Origin of the sequence: Streptomyces sp. NPDC050704, assembly GCF_040654355.1 — a bacterium.
In the GTDB taxonomy this organism is placed as follows: domain Bacteria; phylum Actinomycetota; class Actinomycetes; order Streptomycetales; family Streptomycetaceae; genus Streptomyces.
Window position 1 is genome coordinate 20569 of the sequence record NZ_JBFAHW010000134.1, and the last position, 6547, is coordinate 27115.

Annotated in this window: 6 protein-coding genes; 5 read left to right on the forward strand and 1 reads right to left on the reverse strand. The window is 72.0% G+C overall.

The annotated features are described in order from the left end of the window. Nucleotides 1-9 precede the first annotated feature (9 nt). The 4 genes from AB0I18_RS44485 (at nt 10) to AB0I18_RS44500 (ending at nt 4452) form a co-directional block, all read left to right on the forward strand. Nucleotides 10-678: a helix-turn-helix domain-containing protein gene (locus AB0I18_RS44485; protein ID WP_363111499.1), complete on the forward strand. Its 669-nt coding sequence runs from the start codon at nt 10-12 to the stop codon at nt 676-678. A 68-nt stretch (nt 679-746) separates the two neighbouring features. Then, nucleotides 747-1781 carry a LacI family DNA-binding transcriptional regulator gene (locus AB0I18_RS44490; protein ID WP_363111500.1) on the forward strand — a complete coding sequence of 345 codons (1035 nt, stop codon included), beginning with the start codon at nt 747-749 and terminating at the stop codon, nt 1779-1781. Between the two features lie 18 nt (nt 1782-1799). Next, nucleotides 1800-2978 (forward strand): 4-hydroxybenzoate 3-monooxygenase, encoded by a 1179-nt coding sequence (locus tag AB0I18_RS44495; RefSeq protein ID WP_363111501.1) that lies wholly within the window; start codon nt 1800-1802, stop codon nt 2976-2978. A gap of 37 nt (nt 2979-3015) precedes the next feature. After that, on the forward strand, nt 3016-4452 hold the full coding sequence (locus tag AB0I18_RS44500) for a benzaldehyde dehydrogenase (RefSeq protein WP_363111502.1): 1437 nt from the start codon (nt 3016-3018) through the stop codon (nt 4450-4452). Nucleotides 4453-4492: 40 nt separating this feature from the next. On the opposite strand, the gene trxA is transcribed toward AB0I18_RS44500, so the two are convergent. Then, on the reverse strand, nt 4493-4876 hold the full coding sequence (trxA, locus tag AB0I18_RS44505) for a thioredoxin (RefSeq protein ID WP_363111503.1): 384 nt from the start codon (nt 4874-4876) through the stop codon (nt 4493-4495). Nucleotides 4877-4998: 122 nt separating this feature from the next. On the opposite strand from trxA, the gene AB0I18_RS44510 reads away from it, so the two are divergent. Further along, complete coding sequence (locus tag AB0I18_RS44510; protein WP_363111504.1) at nt 4999-6432, forward strand: NAD(P)/FAD-dependent oxidoreductase; 1434 nt, start codon at nt 4999-5001, stop codon at nt 6430-6432. The last annotated feature ends 115 nt before the right edge of the window (nt 6433-6547 follow it).

Below are 6547 nucleotides of genomic sequence, written 5' to 3' on the forward strand. Positions count from 1 at the left end.
GCTGGCCTCATGCCCGCCTCGCTGCCGCCCTTTCCGAAACACCAGGAGCCGACCGACGAGCCCGTACTGCTGGAGCTCAGCTCCGGCGAGGACGAGCCGTGCCTGCGCGCCGACGCGGCCCGCAACCGGGCCCGGCTGCTGGAGGCGGCCGCGCGCCTGGTGACGGAGCACGGCGCGGCCTGCGTCACGATGGAGGCGGTGGCCGTGGCGGCCTCGGTGGGCAAGGGGACCGTGTTCCGGCGCTTCGGCGACCGGACGGGCCTACTCACGGCGTTGCTCGACCACTCGGAGAAGAAGCTCCAGGCCGACTTCCTCAGTGGTCCGCCGCCCCTGGGGCCCGGGGCGCCGCCCGTCGAACGGCTGCGGGCGTTCGGCTGTGCCGTCCTGCGCCACATGGCCGACCAACTCGATCTGCAGCTGGCCGCCCAGCCGGAGCCGACCCGCCGTTTCTCGTCCCCGCCCCGGCGCGTCCTCGCCAGCCACATCACCATGCTGCTGCGGCAGGCGGTGCCGGACGCCGACGGTGTGCTCCTCGCGCAGACGCTGCTCGGGTCTCTCGACCCCGCCCTGATCCATCACCTGACCAAGGAGCGCGGGATGCCGCTGGAGCGCCTGGAGGCCGGCTGGATCGACCTGGTCGCACGCGTGACACGTACCGAGTCGGCCGGCCTCGGGTAGCGTTCCCCGGTGCGGAGGTTCCCCCGCTCCGGAGCCCGGATCCGGCTTCTGCAAAGATGCGGTACGTCATGGTGCAGATACCGAAAACATCCGCCCCTTCATCGCCCGCGCAGCACTCCGTGCCGACGAGTGCCGATGTGGCCCGCCTGGCGGGGGTCTCGCGCGCGACCGTCTCCTACGTTCTGAACAACACCAGCGCCGTACGGATCAGCGAGCCCACGCGCCGCCGCGTCCATCAGGCCGCCAAGGAACTCGGCTACGTCCCGCACGCCGCGGCCCGCAGTCTGCGCGCCGGACACAGCCGCATGGTCCTGATGCCCGCGCCGGACGTGCCCGTGGGCCCGCTCTACAGCCAGTTCTTCAACGAACTCCAGTGGGCGCTCGGCCGCCTCGACTACACCGTCGTGCAGTACGGCAGCGTCGGCCTCCAGGGTGACGAGGCGGTCCGCGCCTGGGCCGAGCTGCGCCCGGTAGCCGTCCTGGTGCCCGGCGGCGGGCTCACCCCCGACGGGGTGGCCGTCCTCAAGCGCTCCGGCGCCCGGGCCGTCGTCACACTCGGCCCCGACAGCGTCGAGGGCGCGCACGCGCTCCTCATGGACCACGAGCGGGTCGGCCACAGCGCCGGCACGCACCTGGTGGCCGGCGGCCGGCGGCGCATCGGCGTCGTGATGCCCCAGGACACCGGTCTTGAGGTCTACTCCAAGCCCCGGCTCGAAGGTGTCCGCCGTGCGGTGGACGGCACGGACGCGTCGGTGACCGAGCTGTCGCTGGCCTACGACGAGGGGGCCGCTGCCCAGCTCGCCGCGCGCTGGCGCTCCCTGGGTCTTGACGCCGTGTTCGCGTACAACGACGAGTACGCGATGCTGGTGATGCGGGCCCTTCAGGACGAGGGCATCGGCATTCCGGGCGACACGGCCGTCATCGGCGCCGACGACCTGATGCTCGGCAGGCTGCTGCGCCCCCGTCTGAGCACCGTCCACCTGGAGCTGCCGTCCGGACGGGAACTCGCCGAGCTGGTCGACCGGGCGGTGCGCGAGCCCGTCGCCGCGACGCAGGCGTACGAGGTACTCGGAGCGAGAGTCGTGCACCGCGAATCGAGCTGAACACCTGGGAGGCGCGTCATGCGGACCACGGTCGGCATCATCGGCGGGGGCCCGGCCGGGCTCCTGCTCGCCCGGTTACTGCACCGGACGGGGATCGACTGCGTCGTCCTGGAGAGCAGGACCCGCGCGTACGTCGAGCAGCGGCAGCGCGCCGGAATGCTGGAGCAGGGCACGGTGGACGCCCTGCGCGAGTGCGGCGCCGCCGACCGGCTGGAAGCGGAGGGACTGCTCCACCACGGCATCGAGCTGCGCTTCGACCGCGAGCGGCACCACATCGACTTCCCGGTGCTCACCGGCGGCCGCACCGTCACGATCTACGCCCAGACGGAGATCGTGAAGGACCTCGTCGTGCTCCAACTCGCCGACGGGCCACCGCTGTTGTTCGAGGCCGAGGCGCTGGCCATCGAGAAGCCGGAGACCGACACACCCGTCGTTCGCTTTGTGCACGAGGGTCGTGAACAGACCCTCGCCTGCGACTACGTGATCGGCTGCGACGGTTTCCACGGCATCGCCCGCGACACGTTCCCGGCGGCCGTGAGCCGCACGTACGCACACGACTACCCCTACTCCTGGCTCGGGATCCTGGCCGATGTGGCGCCCTCCTGCGAGGAGTTGATCTACGCGCGCGGCGAGGAGGGCTTCGCGCTGCACAGCATGCGCTCGACATCCGTGTCGCGGCTGTATCTGCAGGTCCCGAACGGCACCGACCCGGACGACTGGCCCGACGAGCGCATCTGGGACGAGCTCGACGCACGCTTCGCGATCGACGGCGACTGGCGGCTGGAGCGCGGCCCGATCACCGCCAAGTCCGTGACGCCGATGCGGAGTTACGTCCACGAGCCGATGCGCCACGGACGGCTCTTCCTGGCCGGGGACGCCGCGCACATCGTGCCGCCGACGGGGGCCAAGGGGCTGAACCTGGCCGTGTCCGACGTCCGGGTGCTGGCCCGCGGTTTCGCCGAGCTCCACCGCTCCGGCTCGGCCCAACTCCTCGACAGGTACTCGGAGTTGAGTCTCGACCGAGTCTGGCAGGCGACGCGTTTCTCGTACGACATGACTAGGATGTTGCACGCTCAACCAGATGGGGATGCCTTCGAGAACCGGCTTCAGCTCGCGCGTCTGCGCCGGATCACGGCATCCCGCCCCGCGGCAGCCGAACTGGCCGCGAACTACACGGGACTTCCGCTCGCGCCGTGAGTCCCGCCGGTGATCACTGATCGATGGGAACGCCGTCATGTCACTGCTCGACCCGAAGAACTGGCAGTCCCGCACCCTGTCGGGTGGTGAGTACGCCGTCACCGAGCCCGCCACCGGCGACACGCTCGGCACCGTCACGCTCGCCTCCGGCGAGGACGTCACGGCCGCGGCCGAGGCGGCTCGTGCCGCCCAGGCCGAATGGGCGCGCGCACCGCACTTCGTCCGGGCCGCCGTGCTCCGCAAGGCCGGTGACCTCTTCACCGCGCACGCCGACGAACTGCGCGACTGGATCGTGCGCGAGTCCGGCTCCGTCCCGGGCAAGGCCGACTTCGAACTGCACGTCGCGGCCCAGGAGTGCTACGAGGCGGCCGGCCTCGCCTCACGTCCGGCGGGCCAGGTCCTGCCGTCGGAGGCGCCCCGCCTGTCGTACACGCGGCGCGTCCCGGCCGGCGTCGTGGGCGTCATCGCCCCCTTCAACGCCCCGCTGATCCTCTCGATCCGCTCGGTGGCCCCGGCGCTCGCGCTGGGCAACGGCGTCGTACTGAAGCCGGACCCGCGCACCGCCGTCTGCGGCGGCCTGGCGCTGGCCGCCGTCTTCGCCGAGGCGGGCCTCCCGCAGGGGCTGCTGCAGGTACTGCCCGGCGGACCAGAGGCCGGACAGGCGCTGGTCGCCGACCCGCTGGTGCCGGTGATCTCCTTCACCGGCTCGACCGCGGCCGGGCGTGCGGTGGGTGAGGCGGCGGGCCGCCATCTCAAGCGCGTACACCTGGAGTTGGGCGGGAACTCGGCGCTGATCGTGCTGGCGGACGCCGACCTCGACGCGGTCATCTCCACCGCGGCCTGGGGCTCGTTCTTCCACCAGGGGCAGATCTGCATGACGACGGGCCGCCACCTCGTCCACGCCTCGTTGTACGAGGAGTACGTCGAGCGCCTCGCCGCCAAGGCCGATTCGCTCGCCGTCGGCGACCCGCACCGCGAGCACGTGCACCTCGGACCGATCATCGACGACGCCCAACTCGCCAAGATCCACGGCCTGGTGGAGTCCAGTACCGCACGTGGCGCGAAGCTGGCGGCGGGCGGTACCCACGAGCGGCTGTTCTACCGGCCGACCGTCCTCGCCGGAGTCGACGACTCGACCCCGGCGTACACCGAGGAGGTCTTCGGCCCGGTCGCCCCGGTCCGTTCCTTCACCACCGCCGACGAGGCCGCCGCCCTCGCGTCCCAGGGACCGTACGGCCTCTCACTGGGCATCGTCACCCGGGACACCGCCCGCGGCCTCGACCTCGCCGAGCGCGTGCCGACCGGCATCGTCCACATCAACGACCAGACCGTCAACGACGAGGCCGTCGCGCCCTTCGGCGGCATCGCCGCGTCCGGCACCGGCGCCCGGTTCGGCGGCGAGGCCAATCTGGAGGCCTTCACCGAACTGCGGTGGACGACGGTGCGCGGGGACGTGGCGGGCTACCCCTTCTAGTTCCGGGCCACCTGGTTCCGGGGCTTCCCGGCTTCCAGAGTTACTCGGCCTGCTGCTCGGCGCTCTGCTGCTCCGCGACGGACTTGCGGACCTCGTCCATGTCCAGCTTCCGGGCCTGCCCGATGACGTCCTCCAGGGCGGCCTCGGGCAGCGCCCCGGGCTGGGCGAAGATCGCCACCTGGTCACGGACGATCATCAGCGTCGGAATCGACTGGATGTTGAAGGCCGCGGCCAGCTCCGGCTGCGCCTCCGTGTCGACCTTGCCGAAGACCAGGTCGGGGTTGGCCTCGGCCTGCTTCTCGTAGACCGGGGCGAACTGCCGGCACGGGCCGCACCAGGACGCCCAGAAGTCGATCAGGACGAATTCGTTGTCCGTGACCATCTGGTCGAAGTTGTCCTTGGTGAGCTCCACGGTGCTGCTCATGGCGTTGATTCCCTCTTCCTGGGGTCGGGGCGTAGCCGCTGTGCACAACGGCGCCGATCGGCGACGTATTCCGCGCACGTACCCGTGTGGCCACGGCCCACACCAACCATCAGACTGGCCCCATGACGGAATCGGAATCCATCGCGTACGACGTCGTGGTGCTCGGGGCCGGGCCCGTGGGGGAGAACGTCGCCGACCGCGCCCGCGCGGCGGGCCTGTCCACCGCGGTCGTGGAGAGCGAACTGGTCGGCGGCGAGTGCTCGTACTGGGCGTGCATGCCCAGCAAGGCCCTGCTGCGCCCGGTCATCGCCCGCGCGGACGCGCGCCGAGTGCCGGGTCTGCGCCAGTCGGTGCAGGGCCCCCTCGACGCCGCCGCGGTCCTCGCCCACCGCGACTACTACACCTCCAACTGGAAGGACGACGGCCAGGTCGGATGGCTCGACGGCATCGGAGCCGTCCTCTACCGCGGGCACGGGCGGCTCGACGGGGCCCGCCGGGTCACGGTCGAAGGACCCGACGGGGAACGGCACGTGCTCACCGCCCGGCACGCCGTGGCGGTCTGCACCGGCAGCCGCGCAGTACTGCCCGACCTGCCGGGAATCGCCGAGGTCAAACCATGGACCAGCCGTGAGGCCACCAGCGCGCACGCCGTGCCGGGCCGCCTGGTGGTCGTGGGCGGCGGGGTCGTCGGCGTCGAAATGGCCACCGCCTGGCAGGCCCTCGGCTCCCAGGTCACGGTCCTCGTCCGCGGCAAGGGCCTGCTGCCCCGCATGGAGCCCTTCGCCGGGGAACTGGTCGCCGAGGCGCTCACGGAGGCGGGCGCCGACGTGCGCACCGGCACCGCGGTCGAGTCGGTGACGCGGGACGGCTCGACGGTCGTGGTCACCACGGACAAGGGCGACCGCATCGAGGCCGACGAGATCCTCTTCGCCACCGGCCGCGCCCCGCGCACCGACGACCTCGGCCTGGACACGATCGGCCTGGATGCCGGCTCCTGGCTCACCGTCGACGACAGCTGCCGGGTCACGGGCAGCGAGTGGCTGTACGCGGTCGGCGACGTCAACCACCGCGCCCTGCTCACCCATCAGGGCAAGTACCAGGCCCGTATCGCCGGTGCCGCCATCGCCGCCCGCGCGGCCGGCGTCCCGCTGCTGGAGACCGACCCCTGGGGCGCCCACTCCGCGACCGCCGACCACGCGGCCGTCCCCCAGGTCGTCTTCACCGACCCCGAGGCAGGCTCGGTCGGCCTCTCTCTCGCCGAGGCAGAACAGGCCGGGCACCGCGTGCGCGCGGTCGACGTCGATCTGAGCAGCGTCGCGGGGGCGGGCCTGTACGCCGACGGTTACCGCGGCCGCGCCCGCATGATCGTCGACCTCGACGCCGAGATCCTCCGCGGCGTCACCTTCGTCGGCCCGGGGGTCGGTGAACTCATCCACTCCGCGACGATCGCGGTCGCCGGCGAGGTCCCGGTGAGCCGGCTCTGGCATGCCGTGCCGTCGTATCCGACGGTGAGTGAGGTGTGGTTGCGGTTGCTGGAGGCCTACCGCGACGTGTAGCTCCGCTGGGGGCGCCGGTTTTGTCTGCGGGTTCGTTGTGGCTGGTCGCGCAGTTCCCCGCGCCCCTAAGGGGGGCGGGGGGGCGGGGGGATTGGTGCGATAGGAAGAGGAACAG

Bases quoted from the DNA above. Each gene is read 5' to 3' on its own strand.
- AB0I18_RS44500 (WP_363111502.1), top strand. From the start codon at position 3,016: ATGTCACTGCTCGACCCGAAGAACTGGCAGTCCCGCACCCTGTCGGGT.
- AB0I18_RS44495 (WP_363111501.1), top strand. From the start codon at position 1,800: ATGCGGACCACGGTCGGCATCATCGGCGGGGGCCCGGCCGGGCTCCTG.
- AB0I18_RS44485 (WP_363111499.1), top strand. From the start codon at position 10: ATGCCCGCCTCGCTGCCGCCCTTTCCGAAACACCAGGAGCCGACCGAC.
- trxA (WP_363111503.1), bottom strand. From the start codon at position 4,876: ATGAGCAGCACCGTGGAGCTCACCAAGGACAACTTCGACCAGATGGTC.
- AB0I18_RS44510 (WP_363111504.1), top strand. From the start codon at position 4,999: ATGACGGAATCGGAATCCATCGCGTACGACGTCGTGGTGCTCGGGGCC.
- AB0I18_RS44490 (WP_363111500.1), top strand. From the start codon at position 747: ATGGTGCAGATACCGAAAACATCCGCCCCTTCATCGCCCGCGCAGCAC.